This is a genomic window from Microbacterium sp. ISL-59, from assembly GCF_018613945.1.
GTDB lineage: Bacteria > Actinomycetota > Actinomycetes > Actinomycetales > Microbacteriaceae > Microbacterium > Microbacterium oxydans_B.
The window spans coordinates 1,809,387-1,827,188 of the sequence record NZ_JAGGPG010000002.1 but is presented as its reverse complement, the minus strand read 5'-3'; the positions used below and the strand labels follow the sequence as shown (position 1 = coordinate 1,827,188).

The following is a 17,802-nucleotide window of genomic DNA, read 5'->3' as shown; positions in this document are numbered from 1 at the left end:
CTCCGATGTAAAAGATTCTTGACACTCACGCTACGCCGCCAATGCGGCTGTGTCAAGAATTCTTTACATCGAGTCAGATCACGTCGCTGCTCCAGGGGTCGAGGTTGCCGTAGCGGTGCGCGGTGATCGAGATCGACTGCTCGTGCACGAACGGCAGCAGCTCGATCCGTGCGGCCGCTGTGACCTCGCCGTCGTACACCGCGAGGTCGGGATTCCCTCCGGATGCCGTCGCCAGGGCCGTGTGCAGCGCGGCGACCGCGGCACGACCGCCGACCAGACGCACCCGGTCGCTCACGGGCAGCGCGACGACGCCCTCGACGGCATCCTCCTCGCGAAGCATCCGCTGCATCCACTCCTCGTCGGTCTCGAGGAAGACCGAGGCATCGAGGTCGCCGAGCGCGCGGCGCACATCGCCGGGCAGGCCGACCGGCGTCGAGAGCACGAAGGCCGCCCCCGAGCGCACGCCCGCGATCACGACGCGCAGCAGATCCTGCAGGGCCGCATCCTCCGTCGCCCGGATCTCGACCGGCACCGGGCGGTACCGGAACAGGTTCCGCTCCACACCGAGGTGCGACACGTCGCGCACCTGACCGAACTCGCGGTCCCACGCCAGGGCATCCGAGAGCGCCGAGCGCCGTAGCCATTCGAACTTCTCGTACTCCAGCGACGACTGCGCCGACTCGATGAGCGCCGTGATGCGGGAGTCGAGCCCGCGCAGATGCAGGGTGCTGGATGCCGGTCCGCCCGGCTGCGAGCGCCAGGACCCCAGACCGATCAGGTAGTTCGGGCCACCCGCCTTGGCGCCCGGTCCGACGGCCGACCGCTTCCAGCCGCCGAACGGCTGCCGCTGCACGATCGCCCCGGTGATGCCGCGATTCACGTAGAGGTTGCCCGCCTGCACGCGGTCGAGCCAGAAGGCGAGGTCGCCCGGATCCTGCGTGTGCAGCCCGGCGGTGAGCCCATAGGCGACGGCGTTCTGCAGCTCGACGGCCTTCTCGAGGGTCGGTGCGTGCATGATGCCGAGCACCGGCCCGAAGAACTCCTCGGTGTGGAAGCGCGACCCCGGCTGCACGCCGACGCGGATGCCGGGCCGCCACAGCCGTCCGCTGCCGTCGTCGTCGGCCGCGAGCGCAGGCTCGATCAGCCACTGCTCCTCACCCTCGAGCTCGCTCAGCGCCCAGGCGAGCTTGCCCTGCGGCGGCTCGATCACCGGGCCGACCTCGGCGAGCGGATCGGTGGGCGGGCCCACGTGCAGCGAGCGCACGGCATCCGCGAGCTGCCGCTTGAACCGCGGTGAGCGCCCGACGGGGCCGACGAGGATCGCGAGGGAGGCGGCCGAGCACTTCTGACCGGCGTGCCCGAAGGCGCTCTTCACCAGGTCGGCGACGGCCAGGTCGAGGTCGGCCGAGGGGGTGATGATCATCGCGTTCTTGCCGCTGGTCTCGGCGAGCAGCGGCAGGTCGGGACGCCAGGAGCGGAACAGCGCGGCGGTGTCCCACGCGCCGGTGAGGATCACGCGGTCGACCGCGTCGTGGGTGATGAGCTCGCGGCCGAGCTCGCCCTCCTCGATGTCGACGAGCGCGAGCAGATCGCGCGGGATGCCCGCCTGCCACAGCGTCTCCGCGATCACGGCGGCGCACCGGCGGGCCTGCGGTGCCGGTTTGAAGACGACACCCGAACCGGCGGCGAGCGCGGCGAGCACTCCGCCGGCGGGGATCGCGAGCGGGAAGTTCCACGGCGGCGCGACGACGGTGACGGATGCCGGGACGAACACGGCGCCGGCGATCGCGTCGAGCTCGCGCGCGGTGGCCGCGTAGTACCGGGCGAAGTCGACGGCCTCGCTCACCTCGATGTCGGCCTCGGCGAAGATCTTGCCGGTCTCGGAGGCGGCGACCTCGATCAGGTCACCGCGTCGCGCTTCCAGGGCGGCGGCGGCGCGCAGGAGCACCTCGGCCCGCTCGGCGGCGGGACGCCCACCCCACGCCGGAGCCGCACCGCGGACCCCCTGCACGATCCGCTCCAGAGAGTCCGCCTCGTCGACGCGTGCGGCCGCGATCGTGGCGTCACCGAGGTCGGACGAGCCGATGCGCTCCCGCACCTCGCGCGCCCATTCCCGGTTCACCGGCAGGGCGGGGTCGCTGTCGACGGTGTTCGAGAAGCCCGGGGCACCACCGGCATCCTGCTCCAACTCACGAGCGGAGTACACCGCGGTCTCGAGGAAGGCCTCGCGACCGTCGCCGTCGTCGGAGCCGCGCGAGATGCCGAGTACGGCCTGGGTGAGGTCGGTCTCCGGCAGCGGTGACACGGGCGAGGGGCGCAGCGCTTCGTGCACGGGCGCGCTCCGATCCTGCGTGCGACGCGGTCCGGTCCACAGAGTGGGATCGTCCGACCGGTCGAGTGCGTCGAGGAACCTGTCCTGCTCCCGCACGAACAGGGCCTCGTCCTCGCCGAGTCGGAATGCCGCGGAGAGGAAGTTGTCCGGCGAGGCGTTCTCTTCGAGCCGGCGCACCAGGTAGCTGATCGCGACGTCGAACTCGGCGGGTGCCACCACGGGCACATACAGCAGCACGGGCCCGACCTCGCGCGAGACGGCCTGCACCTGCCCCTGCGCCATGCCGAGCAGCATCTCGAACTCGACGGCCTCGCGCACATCCCGCTCGCCGGCGAGCAGCCAGGCATAGGCGATACCGAACAGGTTGTGTCCGGCGACGCCGACCTTCACCGCGGCGGCATGCTCGGGGCGCAGGGCCCAGTCCAGGCAGCGCAGGTAGTTCGCGTCCGTGTCGAGCTTGGTGTCGTAGGTCGCGGGCGTCCAGCCGTGCATCCGGGCTTCGACGTGCTCCATCGCGAGGTTGGCGCCCTTGACGAGTCGCACCTTGATGCGGGCGCCACCGTGCGCGACGCGGTCCTGCGACCAGGCGGTGAGCTCCTGCAGGGCGGGCAGGGCGTCGGGCAGGTACGCCTGCAGGACGATCCCGGCCTCGAGCCCGGCGAGCCGAGGGTCTTCGAGAATGCGCGTGAACACCGCGATCGTCAGGTTGAGGTCGCGGTACTCCTCCATGTCGAGGTTGATGAAGGTGCCGTCCGCCGCCGCCGTGAGGTACAGCGGGAGCAACCGCTCCACCACCTCGTCGACGATCTCGTCGAACGCCCACATCGACAGGTGGCTGACGATGGCCGAGACCTTGACCGAGACGTAGTCGACATCGGGCCGTCGGATCAGCTCGTGGATGCCGTCGAGCCGGCGCTTCGCCTCGGCCTCGCCCAGCACGGCTTCGCCCAGCAGGTTGAGGTTCAGGCGCGAGCCCGTGGCCGTGATGCGCTCGATGGCGGCTTCGAGCTTGGCGGGCCGCGCATCGACGATGAGATGCCCGACCATGTCGCGCAGCACCTTCCGCGCGATCGGCACGACCGGCGACGGCAGGATCGGCGCGACTCCCCCGCCGAGACGCACGACCGAGCGCAGGTACCAGGGCAGGAACTCGGGCACGATCGGCGCGATGCGGTGCAGCTGCGAGGCTGCGGCGCTCAGGCTCTCGGGGCGCATGACACCGTCGACGAAGCCGAGCGTGAACGGCAGCCCGTTCGCGTCCTGCAGCACTCCGGCGAGACGGGCGGCAGCGGGGTCGGGTTCGATCGCGGCGGCCTCGATCGCCCACCGCCGAGCAAGCTCGACGGCACGGTCTGCGAGGGGTGCGGATGCCACGGCATCCGCCGGAGAAGACGACGACTCTGCCATGTGTCCACCCTAGGTCTGCATACCCTCGCAGGCCGGGAGCCCGCACCCCTCTGGACAGCTCACAGCGCGGCGATGATGTCCTCCACGCGCTGCTTCGCGTCGCCGAACAGCATCTGCGCGTTGTCGCGGAAGAACAGCGGGTTCTGCACGCCCGCGTAACCGGCGGCCATCGAGCGCTTGAACACGATGACGTTCTCGGCCTCCCACACCTTGAGCACGGGCATCCCGGCAATGGGACTCGACGGGTCTTCCGCGGCCGCGGGGTTCACGGTGTCGTTCGCGCCGATCACGAGCACCACCGAGGTCGAGGCGAGGTCATCGTTGATCTCGTCCATGCTGAGGACGATGTCGTACGGCACCTTGGCCTCGGCCAGCAGCACGTTCATGTGGCCGGGAAGGCGACCCGCGACCGGATGGATGCCGAACCGCACGGCGACTCCCCGCTCGCGGAGCCGACGGACCAGGTCGGCCACCGGGTACTGCGCCTGCGCGACCGCCATGCCGTAGCCGGGCGTGATCACGACACTGCTGGCTGCGGCGAGCATCTCGGCCGCACTCTCGGCGGTGATCTCGCGGTGCTCGCCGTACTCGGTGTCGTCGGCGGCCGGTGCCGCGATCCCGAAGCCGCCCGCGATGACGGAGAGGAACGAGCGGTTCATGGCCTTGCACATGACATAGGAGAGGTAGGCACCCGACGATCCGACCAGCGCACCCGTGACGATCAGCAGATCGTTGTTGAGCAGGAAGCCCGCCGCGGCCGCGGCCCATCCGGAGTAGCTGTTGAGCATCGAGACGACGACCGGCATGTCACCGCCGCCGATCGAGGCGACCAGGTGCCAGCCCAGGGCGAACGCGAGCACGGTGACCGCGATCAGGAGCCACAGCTGCTGGTCGTTCACGAACCACACGGTGAGGGCGACGAACGCGACGAGGGCCCCGATGTTCAGCCCGTTCTTGCCCGGGAGCATGAGCGGCTTCGACGACATCTTCGCCGACAGCTTGAGGTAGGCGACGATCGATCCGGTGAAGGTCACCCCGCCGATGAAGACACCGATGAACACCTCGGCGTTGTGGATGCCGAACAGCTCGGGGGCGATCTCCGGATGCGCGAGGTAGCCGTTCCAGCCCACGAGCACGGCCGCGAGTCCGACGAAACTGTGCAGGAGCGCGATGAGCTCGGGCATCCCGGTCATCTCCACGACCCGCGCGCGCCACAGGCCGATCGCGGCGCCGATGAGCAGTGCGGCCACGAGCAGTCCGAGGCCGAGGAAGGCGCCGGTGCTCCAGGCATCCGCCACGGTGAGGGCAACGGTCGCGACGAGCGCGATCGTCATGCCCGCAATGCCGTAGACCACGCCCGAGCGGGCGGACTCGTGGCGGCTGAGGCCGGCGAGGCTGAGGATGAACAGCAGGGCGGCGACGATGTAGGCCGCTCCGGCGAGCGCGTCGACGGTCACTTCTGGCCGCCCTTCGCGGAGTTCCCGAGTGTGAACATGGCGAGCATCCGACGGGTGACCGCGAACCCTCCGAAGATGTTGATCGACGCCAGCAGCACCGCGATCGCGGCGAGCACCTGCACCACCGGCAGCGGCGAGGTGATCTGCAGCATCGCCCCGACCACGATCACGCCCGAGATCGCGTTGGTCACCGACATGAGCGGGGTGTGCAGCGCGTGGTGCACCTTGCCGATGACGTAGAAGCCGATCACGACCGACAGCACCAGCACCGTGAAGTGCTGCGGGAGCGGAGCCGGGGCGAACGCGTTCACGGCGAACAGCGCCGCGATGCCCACCACGATCAGCGTGACCTTGCGCGCGGTGGACATCTTCTTCGGCGGCGCGACCTCGACCGGCGTCGCGGCCGCCTTCGCCGCGGGGGCGGCCGCGACCTGCACGGCGGGCGGCGGCCAGGTGACCTCGCCGTCGCGCACGACCGTGACCGAGCGCTGCACCACGTCGTCGAAGTCGATCACCAGCCGGCCGTCCGTCGCGGGGGTCAGCAGGGCCACGAGGTTGGCGAGGTTCGTGCCGTAGAGCTGCGAGGCCTGGGCGGCCAGGCGCGACGCCAGGTCGGTGTAGCCCAGGATGATCACCCCGTTGTCGGTGACGGTCCGCTCGCCCGCGACCGAGCCCTCGACGTTGCCGCCCTGCCCCGCAGCCATGTCGACGATCACGCTGCCGGGCTTCATCTGCGCGACATCGGATGCCGTGATGAGGCGAGGCGCCGCGCGACCGGGGATGAGTGCCGTCGTGATGATGATGTCGACGTCGGCGGCCTGCTCGGTGTAGATCTCGGCCGCTCGCCGGTCGTAGTCCGCGCTGGTCGCCTTCGCGTAGCCGTCGGTGGAGGCGGCGACCGCGACGTCGACCGGCAGGTACGTGCCGCCGATCGAGGTGACCTGGTCGGCGACCTCGGGGCGCGGATCGGTGGCACGGACGATGGCACCGAGACTCGACGCCGCTCCGATGGCCGCCAGCCCGGCGACGCCGGCTCCCGCGACCAGCACCTTCGCCGGCGGCACCTTGCCTGCGGCGGTCACCTGTCCCGTGAAGAAGCGACCGAACTCGTGGGCGGCCTCGACCACGGCCCGGTACCCGGAGATGTTCGCCATCGAACTGAGCACGTCCATCGACTGCGCACGCGAGATGCGCGGCACGGCGTCGAGCGCGAGCGCCGTGATCCTCCGCTGGGCGAGCGACTCGACCAGGTCGGGGCGCAGGGCGGGCGAGAGCAGCGCGATGAGGGTCGCGCCGTCGGAGAGGAGGGCGATCTCGTCGGGGCCGGGCGCCGTGATGGCGAGCACGACCTCGCTGCCCCACGCCTCGGCGCGCTCGACGAGCCCGGCACCCGCCGCCTCATACTCCGCGTCGGGGTACGAGGCCGCAGCGCCCGCTCCGCGTTCCACTCTGATCGTGTGGCCCAGCTTCCTCAGCGACGCGATCGTCGCCGGGGTGGCCGAGACCCGTGCTTCGCCCGCAGGCTCCCGCACGATGCCGATGACTGCCACTGCATCCTCCTCCGCCCGTCTGCATCGACGGGGCCGCTCCGGGGCGCCTCTGCCCCTGACTTTCGCTCAGAGTACTGAGCGCGGCTCCGGATGCGCCCCTCCTTCGCCCGCATGACGCGGAAAGAAGTCTCGTTCTTGCGGAAAGCGGAGGAGCGATCAGCCGCGCGCGCGGTCCTAAGCTGTTGCCGTGACCACGACGCCGCCGGAGAGCCCCGCCCAGGGGCAGGATCCGGCCGTCACCGCGGCGAACGCGAGCGCGCGGGCGAAAGTCCTCAGCTGGGCACGGCGCAGCATCGACCTGATCCCGACGTCCTGGCTCATCACCGGCGCCGGAGCCGTGCTGCTCGCGACCACCGCCGTCTTCGGCGGACTCGAGGCCGCGGCCGTCGATCCCACCCCGGTCGTCGAGGTCGGCGAGACGTTCGCCGGCTCCGATCTGGAGATGACCGTCGTCGGTGTGGAACTGCGCGACGAGCTGAGCGCGGAGAGCGGCCAGACCCTGGTCTTCCCGGACGAGGAGAAGGGCGAGCGGATCCTGGTCGTCACGGTCGACGTCGTCAACACGTTCGACAAGCCGCGAGCGTCGACAGCGAATCCCCCGCAATCCCCGGTCCTCGACGGCATCCGCATCGACGGTCTCGACGAAAAGGGCGACGTCTTCCGTGCCGACGACGGCGAGCGCGCGCCCCAGTTGCAGCCTGACGTCCCCGCCCGCATACTGCTCACCTGGACCGTCGGGCCGGACGACTTCCACGACGGCGACGAGATCACTGTGCCCCTCCCCGAGTCGGACCACTACGTCGGGCAGAGCGTGATGCGCGGCGACTACTGGGTGGACGTCCGCGTCGGAGCGACGCTGACGGCGACTATCGACGAGGTGCCGCTCCCGTGAAGAAGCACATCCTGATCTGGGTCGCCACCGTGGCGTTGCTCGTCTGCGCGTGGGGTGTCTCGAAGGCGACGCTCCCCGACGACGCCCCGAATGCCGCGTTCGCCTCGGTCGCACAGATCGGCGAAGAGGCCTCGACGCGCAACCTCGTCGCGACCGTGACCGACGTGCACCTCGCGGGTCGGGTCACGGATGCGAAGGGCTGGTCGGCCGACGGCACCTGGCTCGTCGTCGACCTCGAGGCCGCCACCGGAATGACGCAGGATCAGAGCGGCTCACGGCTCGCGGAACTCACGATCGGCGACCGTACGTTCAGCGCGACGGATCGCGGCACCAGCTTCGTCGATCAGCGCCTGGTCACCGGCGTCCCGCGCTCCGGGAGCCTCGCGTTCGAGCTCCCCGACGACGTGACCGGCGACCGCGCGACGCTCCGACTGGGCATGCCGGGGTCCGGCCTCGGAGAGGTGCTGCGCGACACCGTGATCGAGCTGTCGATCGACCTCGCCGCGCTGCCCGTCGAGGCCGAGGTGCTCCTGGACGAGAACGGCTGGGCCCGATGACCATCCCGCTCCCGCCCGTGCCGCCCGCGCCCCGGGAAGACCCGGAGGCCGCCGCTGCCCCGGCGAAGCCGCCCTCCTGGTGGCGTCGCAACTCTCTGGCTCTGGTCGCACTCGTCGTGCTGCTGCCGGCGACCGCCATCGCGGTCGGATGGCAGGAGTGGTACCAGTTCTTCGGATTCGGGGCCCGTGCGGTCACACCTGTGGTGGTCGCCGAGGACGAGACGACCGATCTCGCCGGCGCAACCTGGGGGCCGGTGCGCGGTGGGGAGATCGAGGATCTGTCAGGCCTCGACGTCCCCGACGACACGCGCCTGATCGCGGTCGGGGTGCCCGTGGACGCCGGCACCGAGGGCGTCGCGTGCGAGACGCCGACGCTCGTGGAGCAGTCCACGGGACGCGAATGGAGTCCCGTGCGCGCGGAGATCGGCCTGGACTCGAGCGCGGAGGAACCGGAGCTCTGCCTCGGTTCGCAGACCGGTTCGTACGAGCTGATCGTGCCGTTCGTGGTGCCCGAGGATGTCGAAGGCCCCTTCTGGGTCGACGTGCGCCCCTACGACGCCGGCGGGTCCTTCGTGAGGTTCGAGTTCGAGCCCTGACCCTCGACGCTGTCCCTGGCGGGGGCGGTGACCATCGCGGCGGCGACGGCATCCACCGACGAGGGCAGGAGTCCGGCGGCATCGGCGACGGCGCGCATCTCTCCCTCCGCCTCCGAGACGCCCACCGTGTCGGTGCGGTCCTGCTGCCGCTTGCGCAGCCGCGCCAGAGTGGCGTCGTACGCCCCACTGATCACCGCGATGCGCACCGGCTCCATGAGCAGCAGCGGCACGAGCGAGACGAGCGGCGCGGCGATCGCCCAGAACACGAACTCCTGCGGGCCGACCAGGCGGGTGATCCCGAAGCCGAGGTACGACTCGAGCGCCTTCACGATGACGTAGAGCAGCGCGTAGGAGCCGACGAGGAGGGGACCTGCGCGCCACATGAGCAGCAGCGCTCGTCCGATCGGGCGGAAGCGGGCACCGAGCTCTTCGCCGAGATCCTTGAGCCGGCGCACGAGCGGGTTCGGGATCACGGCCGCGTGTTCGCGCACGCGGGCGATCAGCTCGCTCTCCACACGCAGCTTCTCGGCGACGATCGCCTGGCCGAACACCACACCGGCGATGGTCAGCCACGCGAGCGGAGCGAGCAGCACCGGCCCCGCCTCGGAGAGCAGCCAGCCGATCCCCTCCCAGAGCCAGCGCAGCGGAGCGACGGCATCCAGGATCTGCTCCCTGACCGTCTCGAAGAAGGCCATGGCTGCGCGACTGTCGACCCACGCCTTGATCGTGTCGAAGATGTCGCCGAGCACCATCACCGAGAAGAAGACCCAGACGACCTCGAAGTAGACCGCGACCGGCGACAGCCACTTCGCGAGCTTCGCCGACCACTTCGACCACGCCCAGCGACCGGCGAACGCGAGCACGATGATCGAGATGGTCCACACGTTGATCGGCAGATTGAGCACCGTGTCGACCGAGCTCACCGGACCTTCGCCGTTGGCAGCCGCCGTCCAGATGACGCCGTTGCGCACCTCGAGAGCGCGCAGCGAGTATGCCCGCACGTCCTCACCCAGCAGCCCCTGTGCCCAGTACACCGCGAAGAAGGGGAGGATGCCGGCGAGCAACGCCGAGAGGAAGGTGCGGCGGCGGTCCGCAGCGGCTTCGGGCAGCGGCGCGACCTCCTGCAGGTTGCGCAGCCCGTCACGCAGGACCAGGAACATCGCGACCAGGCTGATCAACCGCGCGAGGATCCCGATCGGAAGGACGAGGAACCCGAGGGTGGCGGAGTACGCGCCGATGAATCCGGCGACCTCGGTGATCACGTAGTGCACCAGGACGCCGGCCAGATACCACGCCATGAGCGCGGGCCAGTGTCGCCACAGCACGCGCCCGGTGGTCTTCAGGATCGCCAGCACACGGTCAATATATCGCTGCCGCCGGCCAGCGCTGCGGACGGGGTCAGCCCCAGATGCTCGGCGCCTTCACCCGCACGGGCGGGAGGGCGGATGCCGCGGCCCAGTCGTGCACCCACGCGTCGATCTCCGGCACGCCCTCGGGCTTGCCGACCGCGGCGAACAGCTCTTCGTTGCTGACCGTGCCGCCGGTGCGACGCAGCATCCGCGCGCGCACGATCGCCCGGGCGTAGACCTCGCCGTCGACCACGGCGCGGTGCTCGAGGAACAGCGCCTTCTCGTCGTGCCCGATGAACCGCGACTGCACCTCGAACCGCTGCCACAGCTGCAGCGACTTGCGGAACGTGATCGTCTCGCTGGAGACGACCGCGTACCACCCCTGAGCCTTCATGGCATCGAACAGTCCGGTGCGGATGAGCTGGTCCCAGCGTCCGAGGTCGAACAGCGACAGGTAGCGACCGTTGTTCATGTGCCGCAGGATGTCGAGGTCGGTCGGCAGAGTGGTGATGGTGATGCTGCCCACCGCCGTCGGGTCGAGAGTCTTCCCCCGACGCACGCGGCGTCGGGCGCCGAGGATCACCAGGAGGGTCCGCCAGATCACGTTCACGAGGATTGATCGTAGCCAGGAGTGCACGATTCGCGAACATCGTTGTACGAACCCTCCAGGCCGGCACGTCGAGCGTCATCGAACATCCACTCGATTTCTCCTTCGCGGATGCCGCGCGTAGAGTCACGATCATGAGCGCCGAAGCCCAGCCTGAAGTCATCGTCCGTCCGGTCCGTGATGTGGATGCGGAAGCCCTCGGTCGCGTGCATGCCCAGTGCTGGCACGAGACCTACGACCACCTGATCAGCAAGGCTGCGCTCGAGAAGGTCTCGCCCCGGCGCATGGCCGAGCTGTGGACGCACTGGGCCTCGCAGGGTCCCGAGTTCAAGATGAACGCCGCGCTCGTCGACGGCGAGATCGTCGGGTTCGTCGGCTCCGGCCCCGCCCGCGACAAGGATGCTCCGGCGTTCCGCGAGCTGTACTTCATCTACCTGCTCGACGCGCTGCACGGCACCGGCATCGGCCAGAAGCTGTTCGACGCCGCGGTCGAGACCGACGAGCCCCTGTACCTGTGGGTCGCCGAGGACAACCCCCGCGCGCACCGCTTCTACACGCGCAACGGCTTCGCCCTCGACGGCGCGACGCACACCGAGCCGTTCCTCGGCGAGACGCTGACCGAGGTCCGCTTCGTCCGCCCCTGATCCACTCTTCACCAGAGACGGGCCGCTTCCCTTCGGGGAGGCGGCCCGTTCTCGTGGGGCGGGCGGATCGGGTCAGAGGCGCTCGATGATCGTCACGTTCGCGACGCCTCCGCCCTCGCACATGGTCTGCAGGCCGTAGCGCCCACCCGTACACTCCAGCTCATTGAGCAGCGTCGAGAGGATGCGTGTGCCGGTGGCACCGATCGGGTGTCCGAGCGCGATCCCGCCGCCGTTGACGTTGACCTTCTCGTGCGGCACCCCGGTCTCCTGCATCCAGGCGAGCACGACCGAGGCGAAGGCCTCGTTCACCTCGAACAGGTCGATGTCCTCCGGGCGCAGGCCCGTGCGCTCCAGAGCGTGCCGCGTCGCGGGGATGGGCGCGGTGAGCATGAGCACGGGGTCGTCGCCGCGCACGGAGAGATGATGGATGCGGGCGCGCGGGGCGAGCCCGTGCTCCTTCACCGCACGTGCGCCCGCGATCAGCACAGCACTGGACGCGTCGCTGATCTGCGAGGCGACCGCCGCCGTGATCCTGCCGTTCGGAGCGAGCGGCTGCAGCCCGGCCATCCGCTCGAGCGACGTGTCGCGGCGCACACCCTCGTCGTGATCCAGACCGTTCAGCGGCGCGATCTCGTTCGTGAAGCGCCCCTCGTCCTGTGCGTGTGCCGCACGCCGGTGGCTCTCCAGGGCGAACTGCTCCATCGCCTCGCGGGTGATGTCCCACTTCTCGGCGATCAGCTCGGCACCGCGGAACTGCGAGATCTCCTGGTCGCCGTAGCGCGCACGCCAACCGGGTGATTCCGCGTACGGGGTCGTGAAGCCGTACGCCTCCCCCACCGTCGCCGCCGCCGTGAGCGGGATCTGCGACATGTTCTGCAGTCCGCCCGCGATGACCAGATCGCTCGTGCCGCTCATCACGGCCTGCGCGGCGAAGTGCACGGCCTGCTGGCTCGACCCGCACTGTCGGTCGATCGTGACTCCGGGCACGTGCTCGGGAAAGCCGGCGACGAGCAGCGCGGTGCGGGCCACGTTTCCCGCCTGCCCGCCGATCGCGTCGATCGCCCCGAAGACGACGTCGTCGACGGCGCCGGGATCGATGCCCGTGCGCTCGACGAGTGCGGTGAGACTGTGCGCGCCGAGGTCGGCCGGATGGATGCCGGAAAGTGAACCGCCGCGTCTGCCGACGGGCGAGCGCACCGCGTCGACGATAAATGCCTCTGCCATGTTCTTCCTTTCGTGGGGTGCGCCGCCGCCGTCTCGATACGTGAGCCGATCATCGCACGGACAAGTCATCGACTAGCCTTAAGTCTTGGGATCTATGGCCAAAAGTCGTAGATGGAGAATGGGGAGTTTCATGGGGCAGTCAAGCACGTCGACCGAAGTCACCCGGCGGGCGCTGATACGCGCCGCCGCATGGTCCGTACCGGTGGTCGCGGTGGCGGTGGCCACTCCGCTCGCCGCCGCATCGCGCCGGGCGGAGTTCGCCGTCGAGATGGCACCGGCGAGTGTCGACGGCGCGACGTTCACCTGGCCGGGGGCGCTGATCGCGAACAACGGGACGACCCCGCTGACGCTGACCTGGTCGATCGAGGTGACGCCGACGCTCGACTCGCTCAGCGGCCCGCTCACCGGCACCATCACCATCCCGCCGCAGAGCTCCGCGACCGTGGCGGCCGGCGTGACCGGATACTACGTGGCGGCCGCCTGGGAGACGAAGCTGCTCCTGACCCTGATCCATGACGGCGGCTCGCAGACTGACGAGATCAGCTTCCGGGCCCGGGAGATGTAGTCGGGCCCGCCGGGAGCAGCAGGCGGAAGCGCTCGCAGATCACCGGCATGTCCGGCGCGTAGCCGCGCGGATTCTCGGAGTGCCGACGCCAGTACCGCTCATGCACCTCACGCCACTGTGCGAGGGTGCGATCGTCTTCTCCCTCGGCGTATGCGTGCGCCTCGTCGACCTCGTCGAAGGGCACGATGTCGATCGCGGTGGTCTCGATCACGGCCCGCGGCGCGCCCGATCCGTCGAGGATGATGCTCAGTTCGCCGACGACCGGCAGCGGGTCTCCGCTCTCGTCGTAGTCCCACAGCGACGAGGCGGTACCCACCTTGATCTCGGCGAGCACCAGCGCCAGAAGCTCATCGGCGTGCTCCGGAGTGGCGCCGAAAGCCCAGGCCTCCGGCGGCGTCTCCGGCAGCTCCGGCATCGCACTTCGCGCGTCGCGCCAGTAGTCCTGGATACGTGTGGCCTGGTCCACCATGTCAGCGCCCCGAGACCTTGCCGAAGACCTTCGCGATCGGCGCGAGCACCAGCGGGCGGGCGGCCACCCAGGCGAGCGCGATCACCACGAGCGAGAGGATGAACACCCAGAACCCGGTCCAGGTGACCGCATCCTGCGACGCGAACATGTGGTTAAGGTTGCGCAGGAATCCGGTGAGCATCACCAGCGCGACGTGGGCGATGATGAACGCCACGAAGTACAGCATGATCGGGAAGTGCAGCGCGCGCGCCCACTCCACCGGGTACGCCTTCGACAGCTTCTCTGCCCGCTTCGGCCACAGCCCCGACATGCGGAACCCGGTGATCGCGGCCAGCGGCGCGGCGACGAACACGGTCACGAAGTACGCGAGCTGCTGCAGGCTGTTGTAGTTGTTCCAGCCCTTCTCGTGCGGCCAGTCGAACGAGACGTACTGCAGGGCCGCCGACAGCGCGTTCGGGAAGACCTCCCAGCTCGTCGGCACGATGCGCACCCAGTGCCCGGTGACGAACAGCAGCACGACGAAGATCAGGCCGTTCAGGAGCCACAGGATGTCGAGCGACTGGTGGAACCAGAGGTTCAGGCTGATCTTGCCCTTCGCATTTCCCCGCGGCGTCCAGAACACGGTCGGCCGCTTCTCGGTGCGCACCTGCAGCCCCGAGCGGATGATCAGCACGATCAGGAACATGTTGAAGAAGTGCGCCCAGTTGACCCACGGCGCGAAGCCGGGCTCGACCGCGATCGCGGGCTCGTACTCGCCGGGGAACGCCGCGAGGAAGTCCTGCATGAAGGGGAAGCTCAGGAGCGCACGCACGAAGGCGATGGCGGCACCAGCCAGCACCCCGAGTGCCGCGGCGCCGAACAGGACCGCGATCGCCTGCGGCCAGGTCGGACGCGGGCGACCCGTCGCCGGTGCCTCGGTGATGTGGCGCGGAGCGCGACCTCTCCAGACCGTACGCGTCCACGGCAGCGGGGTGTCGAGGTCGGCGAGGACCGGGACGACCAGGGCGGAACCGGTGGCCGGGGCGGCGGGTTCCGGGGCGGCGACAGGCTCGACGAGCGTGACCGCATCCGCACCTTCGTCCGCAACGGGTGCGGCGGCAGTCGCCGCGACGCCGGACAGGGTCGGCACGGTGTCTGCGGGCGGCCACGGATCTCCGCCGACGACACGCGGCAGACCGCGACGGACGCGACTGGCGGAAACCGCCTCCATGCCTGCAGCCGGAGCCCCCTGTGGGCTGGGCGCAGCAGCAGCAGGGTCGGCGCCGGCAGCAGAAGTCGCGGTGGTCGTGGCCGCTGTGCTCGCGGTGGTCGTCGCCGCGGCGCTGGTCGCGGCCGGCGCGGGGACGACGGGCGCCACCTGCGGGGCGGCCGTGCCCGTTGCGGTCGCGGGAGCCCCATCGGTCGGAGGCCATGGCTCGCCACCCGGAACGCGCGGCAGCCCGCGACGGATACGCGATCCACCGCTCCCCGCGACGTCGACAACCGGAGAAGCAGCTGCGACAGGGGCACCTGCCCCCTCCGCCTCGGCGACCGCATCGGTCGTCACCGTCGCGGCGACCGGTTCGACGACGGCATCCGCGACCGGTGCGACCGACGATTCCGCCACCGCATCCGACGATGCATCATCCGACACCACCGCATCCGAGACCACGGCATCGGCCGGCGGCCACGGCTCCCCGCCCGGCACACGCGGCAGACCGCGTCGCAGCATCCGCGTCGCCATGACTACTTCTTCCGCGCCTCGAGGGCGGCGATCACCTTCGGGACCACCGCGAACACGTCGCCGACGATGCCGAAGTCGGCGACGTCGAAGATCGGCGCCTCCGGATCCTTGTTGATCGCGACGATGTTCTTGGAGGTCTGCATGCCCGCGCGGTGCTGGATCGCACCCGAGATGCCGAGAGCGACATACAGCTGCGGCGATACCGAGACGCCGGTCTGGCCGACCTGGTGCGACTGCGGGATGTATCCCGCATCGACGGCGGCCCGGGAGGCACCGACAGCAGCGCCGAGCGCATCGGCGAGCTCTTCGACGAGCACGAACTTCTCCTTCGACGCGAGACCGCGCCCGCCGGAGACGACTCGTGTGGCTCCGCGCAGCTCGGGGCGGGAGGAGGCGACCTCGACCGCCTCGACCGGACCGGCCGTCGCGGCGACCGCACCGGACGGGATGACGTCGAGCACCTCGACCGAGTGCGACGGCACGGCTTCGGCACGCGCATCCACCGCGCCCTGACGCACCGTGATCACCGGAGTACCGAAGGTGGCAGCCGAGTCGACGAGGTACGCCCCGCCGTAGACGGAGTGGTGGGCGACGACCCCCTCCTCGTCCCGGGAGACGCCCACGGCATCCACCGACAGAGCGCTCTTCGTGCGCGCCGCGAAGCGTCCGGCGACATCGCGGCCGGAGATCGAGTTCGAGATCAGCACGGCATCGGGGCGCACCTGTGCGGCCGCGGCCTGCAGGGCATCCACGATCGGCACGGTGAGCACGGACGGGTCGCCGTCGGAGGTCAGCACGACGGACGCTCCTGCCGCAGCGGCCTGATCCACCGCGGCCGGGCTGCCACCGACGATGAGCGCCACGGGCGAGCCGATCGTCGAGGCCGCACCGATGAGCGCCGCCGTGCTGCTCGCGACGTAGCCGGACGGGTCGACGTCGATGAGGACGAGGATCGGGTTCTCGGACGAAGTCATCTCACACCAGCCTGTTCTGCACGAGGTACTCGACGAGCTTGTCGGCCGCGTCGCCTTCATCGGTGATCTTCACGCCGGCGGCGCGCGGGGGCTTCTCGGACACGGCGGTCATGATCGTCCGCGGAGCGGCGGACGGATCTGCCGAGACGTCGAGGTCGGCGAGCGAGAGCACCTCGAGGGGCTTCTTCTTCGCCGCCATGATGCCCTTGAAGTTGGGGAAGCGTGCATCGGGGAGCGCCTCGGTGATCGAGATCACCGAGGGCAGCGGGGCCGAGACCGGCTGCCCACCGGCGTCGGCGGCGCGGGTGCCGGAGACGCCCTCGGCGGTGATCTCCACCGAGCTGAGCGCGGTGGCCTGAGCGAATCCGAGGTGCTCGGCGAGCATCGCCGGGATGACGCCTCCGGAGCCGTCGGTCGACAGGTTTCCCGTGATCACGAGATCGGGCGCACCGCGGCGGATGGCAGCGGCGAGCACTTCGGCGGTGAGACCGAGGTCGGCGCCGGCGAGCTGCTCGTCGGCGATGTGCACGGCCGACGCGGCGCCGATCGCGAGCGCGCGGCGCACCGAGGCGGTCGAGCCGCCGGGAGCCATCGACAGCGCGACGACCTCCGTGCCGTCGTTCTTGTCGGCGTAGCTGAGCGCGACCTCGAGAGCCCGCTCCGTGATCTCGTCGAGGACGACATCGCCGGCCGCCCGATCGGCGAGTCCGGTCTCGAGATTCAGCTTGCGATCGCCATAGGTGTCCGGCACCTCTTTGACCAGGACGAAGATCTTCATCGAATGCTCCTCACGACTGCTGCAATTCTAGACGGCGATACTGAGTTCCAAACCCCCTGCGACTGGGAGTCACGGCTGGTGACATCGGATGCATCGCGCGCCGTCGCCGCCCGATGCCCTCCCGCCAGTACCGTGGAGAAATGGTCCGACCCCGTCCGCTCCCCATCGATCCGCTCGCCGAAGCCAAGCGGCAGTGGGTCGCCCACGGATGGACAGATGCCGCCGACGGCATGGCGCTGGTCACGTCGGTCATGCGCGCTCAGCAGCTGCTGCTCGCCCGGGTCGATGCGGCGCTGAAGCCGTTCGCGCTCAGCTTCGCCCGGTTCGAGGTGCTGCGCCTGCTGGCGTTCAGCCGCGCCGGCCGCCTCCCCCTGTCGAGCGTGGTCGCCCGCCTCCAGGTGCATCCGACCACGGTGACCAGCACGGCGGAACGCCTGGTCCGCGACGGGCTCATCGCCAGGGAGCCGCATCCGCACGACGGACGCGCCGCACTCCTCGCACTCACGGATGCCGGTCGAGAGCTGGTCGAACGGGCCACCCAGGCGCTGAACTCCGAGGTCTTCGCCGACCCCGGCATGAGCCGCGACGACGCGGCCGAGCTCGTCGCGATCGTCGCCCGCCTGCGCAAGGACGCCGGAGACTTCGCCGATCCGCGTCCACAGCCCGACGCCCTCTGAC

Annotated in this window: 16 protein-coding genes; 6 read left to right on the top strand and 10 right to left on the bottom strand. The window is 70.1% G+C overall.

Features of this window, described 5'->3' with window-relative positions:
* Window positions 1–73: 73 nt before the first annotated feature.
* The 3 genes from J7E45_RS12890 to J7E45_RS12880 are packed head-to-tail and all read right to left on the bottom strand — an operon-like array spanning window position 74 to window position 6,746.
* A complete protein-coding gene (locus J7E45_RS12890; RefSeq protein WP_215069665.1) occupies window positions 74–3,739 on the bottom strand; it encodes a bifunctional proline dehydrogenase/L-glutamate gamma-semialdehyde dehydrogenase in 3,666 nt (1,221 codons plus the stop codon).
* Window positions 3,740–3,798: 59 nt separating this feature from the next.
* Window positions 3,799–5,196, bottom strand: a complete 1,398-nt coding sequence (pntB, locus tag J7E45_RS12885) for a Re/Si-specific NAD(P)(+) transhydrogenase subunit beta (protein ID WP_215069663.1) — start codon at window positions 5,194–5,196, stop codon at window positions 3,799–3,801.
* Window positions 5,193–6,746, bottom strand: a complete 1,554-nt coding sequence (locus J7E45_RS12880; protein ID WP_215069661.1) for a Re/Si-specific NAD(P)(+) transhydrogenase subunit alpha — start codon at window positions 6,744–6,746, stop codon at window positions 5,193–5,195. The genes pntB and J7E45_RS12880 overlap by 4 nt, the downstream gene beginning before the upstream one ends.
* Before the next feature lie 187 nt (window positions 6,747–6,933).
* On the opposite strand from J7E45_RS12880, the gene J7E45_RS12875 reads away from it, so the two are divergent.
* Genes J7E45_RS12875 through J7E45_RS12865 form a run of 3 tightly spaced genes read left to right on the top strand, consistent with a single transcriptional unit; the run spans window position 6,934 to window position 8,791 of the window.
* A complete protein-coding gene (locus tag J7E45_RS12875) occupies window positions 6,934–7,638 on the top strand; it encodes a hypothetical protein (RefSeq protein ID WP_215069659.1) in 705 nt (234 codons plus the stop codon).
* The gene (locus J7E45_RS12870) at window positions 7,635–8,195 is read left to right on the top strand and encodes a DUF4352 domain-containing protein (protein ID WP_215069657.1); all 561 of its coding nucleotides are present in this window, start codon (window positions 7,635–7,637) and stop codon (window positions 8,193–8,195) included. The genes J7E45_RS12875 and J7E45_RS12870 overlap by 4 nt, the downstream gene beginning before the upstream one ends.
* Complete coding sequence (locus J7E45_RS12865) at window positions 8,192–8,791, top strand: hypothetical protein (RefSeq protein WP_215069656.1); 600 nt, start codon at window positions 8,192–8,194, stop codon at window positions 8,789–8,791. The genes J7E45_RS12870 and J7E45_RS12865 overlap by 4 nt, the downstream gene beginning before the upstream one ends.
* On the opposite strand, the gene J7E45_RS12860 is transcribed toward J7E45_RS12865, so the two are convergent.
* Window positions 8,746–10,146, bottom strand: coding sequence for a hypothetical protein (locus J7E45_RS12860; protein WP_215069655.1), 1,401 nt, complete (start codon window positions 10,144–10,146; stop codon window positions 8,746–8,748). The two genes, J7E45_RS12865 and J7E45_RS12860, sit on opposite strands and share 46 nt — an antisense overlap.
* Before the next feature lie 43 nt (window positions 10,147–10,189).
* Window positions 10,190–10,750 (bottom strand): acyl-CoA thioesterase, encoded by a 561-nt coding sequence (locus J7E45_RS12855; RefSeq protein WP_029262119.1) that lies wholly within the window; start codon window positions 10,748–10,750, stop codon window positions 10,190–10,192.
* A gap of 131 nt (window positions 10,751–10,881) precedes the next feature.
* Here J7E45_RS12855 and J7E45_RS12850 point away from each other — a divergent pair, with 131 nt between their 5' ends.
* The gene (locus J7E45_RS12850) at window positions 10,882–11,391 is read left to right on the top strand and encodes a GNAT family N-acetyltransferase (protein ID WP_215069654.1); all 510 of its coding nucleotides are present in this window, start codon (window positions 10,882–10,884) and stop codon (window positions 11,389–11,391) included.
* Between the two features lie 72 nt (window positions 11,392–11,463).
* Here the strand turns inward: J7E45_RS12850 and J7E45_RS12845 are convergent, their stop codons facing one another.
* On the bottom strand, window positions 11,464–12,615 hold the full coding sequence (locus J7E45_RS12845; RefSeq protein ID WP_215069653.1) for an acetyl-CoA C-acetyltransferase: 1,152 nt from the start codon (window positions 12,613–12,615) through the stop codon (window positions 11,464–11,466).
* A gap of 130 nt (window positions 12,616–12,745) precedes the next feature.
* Between J7E45_RS12845 and J7E45_RS12840 the strand changes: the two genes are divergently transcribed.
* The gene (locus J7E45_RS12840; protein WP_167632595.1) at window positions 12,746–13,180 is read left to right on the top strand and encodes a hypothetical protein; all 435 of its coding nucleotides are present in this window, start codon (window positions 12,746–12,748) and stop codon (window positions 13,178–13,180) included.
* On the opposite strand, the gene J7E45_RS12835 is transcribed toward J7E45_RS12840, so the two are convergent.
* The 4 genes from J7E45_RS12835 to J7E45_RS12820 are packed head-to-tail and all read right to left on the bottom strand — an operon-like array spanning window position 13,155 to window position 17,124.
* Window positions 13,155–13,649 carry an ASCH domain-containing protein gene (locus J7E45_RS12835; protein ID WP_215069651.1) on the bottom strand — a complete coding sequence of 165 codons (495 nt, stop codon included), beginning with the start codon at window positions 13,647–13,649 and terminating at the stop codon, window positions 13,155–13,157. The two genes, J7E45_RS12840 and J7E45_RS12835, sit on opposite strands and share 26 nt — an antisense overlap.
* 1 nt (window position 13,650) lies before the next feature.
* On the bottom strand, window positions 13,651–15,372 hold the full coding sequence (locus tag J7E45_RS12830; protein WP_215069649.1) for a cytochrome b/b6 domain-containing protein: 1,722 nt from the start codon (window positions 15,370–15,372) through the stop codon (window positions 13,651–13,653).
* A 2-nt stretch (window positions 15,373–15,374) separates the two neighbouring features.
* Window positions 15,375–16,346 (bottom strand): electron transfer flavoprotein subunit alpha/FixB family protein, encoded by a 972-nt coding sequence (locus tag J7E45_RS12825; protein ID WP_215069647.1) that lies wholly within the window; start codon window positions 16,344–16,346, stop codon window positions 15,375–15,377.
* Window position 16,347: 1 nt separating this feature from the next.
* Complete coding sequence (locus tag J7E45_RS12820) at window positions 16,348–17,124, bottom strand: electron transfer flavoprotein subunit beta/FixA family protein (RefSeq protein WP_215069645.1); 777 nt, start codon at window positions 17,122–17,124, stop codon at window positions 16,348–16,350.
* Between the two features lie 140 nt (window positions 17,125–17,264).
* On the opposite strand from J7E45_RS12820, the gene J7E45_RS12815 reads away from it, so the two are divergent.
* The gene (locus tag J7E45_RS12815) at window positions 17,265–17,801 is read left to right on the top strand and encodes a MarR family winged helix-turn-helix transcriptional regulator (RefSeq protein WP_091031433.1); all 537 of its coding nucleotides are present in this window, start codon (window positions 17,265–17,267) and stop codon (window positions 17,799–17,801) included.
* Window position 17,802: the final 1 nt, after the last annotated feature.

Coding starts and splice junctions, on each gene's coding strand:
- J7E45_RS12890 (WP_215069665.1), bottom strand. CDS start 3,739: ATGGCAGAGTCGTCGTCTTCTCCGGCGGATGCCGTGGCATCCGCACCC.
- J7E45_RS12865 (WP_215069656.1), top strand. CDS start 8,192: ATGACCATCCCGCTCCCGCCCGTGCCGCCCGCGCCCCGGGAAGACCCG.
- J7E45_RS12850 (WP_215069654.1), top strand. CDS start 10,882: ATGAGCGCCGAAGCCCAGCCTGAAGTCATCGTCCGTCCGGTCCGTGAT.
- J7E45_RS12845 (WP_215069653.1), bottom strand. CDS start 12,615: ATGGCAGAGGCATTTATCGTCGACGCGGTGCGCTCGCCCGTCGGCAGA.
- J7E45_RS12840 (WP_167632595.1), top strand. CDS start 12,746: ATGGGGCAGTCAAGCACGTCGACCGAAGTCACCCGGCGGGCGCTGATA.
- J7E45_RS12835 (WP_215069651.1), bottom strand. CDS start 13,649: ATGGTGGACCAGGCCACACGTATCCAGGACTACTGGCGCGACGCGCGA.
- J7E45_RS12830 (WP_215069649.1), bottom strand. CDS start 15,372: ATGGCGACGCGGATGCTGCGACGCGGTCTGCCGCGTGTGCCGGGCGGG.
- J7E45_RS12825 (WP_215069647.1), bottom strand. CDS start 16,346: ATGACTTCGTCCGAGAACCCGATCCTCGTCCTCATCGACGTCGACCCG.
- J7E45_RS12820 (WP_215069645.1), bottom strand. CDS start 17,124: ATGAAGATCTTCGTCCTGGTCAAAGAGGTGCCGGACACCTATGGCGAT.
- J7E45_RS12815 (WP_091031433.1), top strand. CDS start 17,265: ATGGTCCGACCCCGTCCGCTCCCCATCGATCCGCTCGCCGAAGCCAAG.